Source organism: Kitasatospora sp. NPDC097691 (assembly GCF_040302665.1).
GTDB lineage: Bacteria > Actinomycetota > Actinomycetes > Streptomycetales > Streptomycetaceae > Kitasatospora.
The window spans coordinates 1-1,226 of the sequence record NZ_JBEORY010000139.1 but is presented as its reverse complement, the minus strand read 5'-3'; the positions used below and the strand labels follow the sequence as shown (position 1 = coordinate 1,226).

At 69.2% G+C, this 1,226-nt stretch carries 1 protein-coding gene; it reads right to left on the bottom strand.

Annotated features, from left to right (window positions below):
- Positions 1–703, bottom strand: a 703-nt coding sequence (locus ABTY56_RS38690; protein ID WP_350634385.1) for an oligosaccharide flippase family protein, incomplete at its 3' end; no start/stop codon positions are given.
- Between the last annotated feature and the right edge of the window lie 523 nt (positions 704–1,226).

Genomic DNA, 1,226 nt, shown 5'->3' with positions numbered 1-1,226 from the left:
GATAGAGCCGGTCGAAGTTGAGGCTGAGGAAGCCGAGCAGGGACCACAGGAAGATCCACTTGCCGAAGGAGAAAATCTCGCCGACGACGTGCCGGTTGATCGTCGGGCGGTTGCCGCCCTCCGGCAACAGGAAGCTGCCGACGACCCGCACCAGCGCGCTGATGAGGTTGCCGAGCAGGATCGACCACACGGTCGGGCTCCACAGGACGAGGAGCAGCATCGCCGCGATGCCGATCAGGTCCACGGCAAAATCGAACAGCGTGAGCACCGGCAGGCGCAGCTTCTTCTGCAGCAGCGACGGCGAGGTCGAGGTCACCCCGAGCACCGCCAGCGTGATCGCCCCGAACTGGATGGCGGATTCCGGCACCCCGTAGAGCCGCGAGAACGGGCCGGCGAAGGCGCAGCAGAGTGCGAACAGCACCAGGCCGCGCAGCACCTGCAGGGTCCAGACGGTGTTGTAGAAGGCCGGCCGGTCACCGCGCGGATTGTTCACGATGTTCTGGCCGAGGCCGATATCGGACAGGAGGTCCGCACCGGCCCGGATGGCCGCGATCACCACGACCATTCCGAAGATCTCGGGCGCGATGAGGCGCGACAGCAGGACGTTGGAGCCGAAGCGCAGGACCAGCGTCGCGACATAGGTGCCGATGGTCCAGGCACTGCCGCTGAGGATCGCGCCCCGGGAGATCGCCAGGGTGCTCATCGGCCCCGCCACTCCGACACGGCGGCGCGTCCGCGCCGGGTGTCCGGGCAACGGCGCGGCGGCGGGCCCGCAGCGTCACCGGCTCGTGCCGAAGGATCGGAAGAACGCTGCATCGCCCGGATCGCCTGCCCCTGTCACCGTCAGGTTTAGGCGCGCCCACGGCGCTCCCGAACGCCGCCCTTCGCAGGAGCGGGCAACCGTCGGGCCGCCGAAAGACGTAGCCCCTCCCACCCTGCGGACGAGACGGGCCGCCAGAAGAGCGCTGGTCCGGTCGGGCCGGCCCCGGCCTAGGCTCGGGCCGCTCTCCGACGACAGCAGCCGGAGGATGCGTTCGATCGATCCGTCGGGCCACGACAGCGAGCCAAGCAGAGCATGCTCAAAGAGCTCATCCTCCTCGCCGGCCTCGGCACCCTCGTTCCCATCGCCCTATGGGTCCGGGGCGGGGAGGTGTGCCGCAAGCGCCTGTGGATCCTGGTCGGCCTGCTGCCCTTCCTGCAACCGGGACTGCCGCAGCTCGATTTCG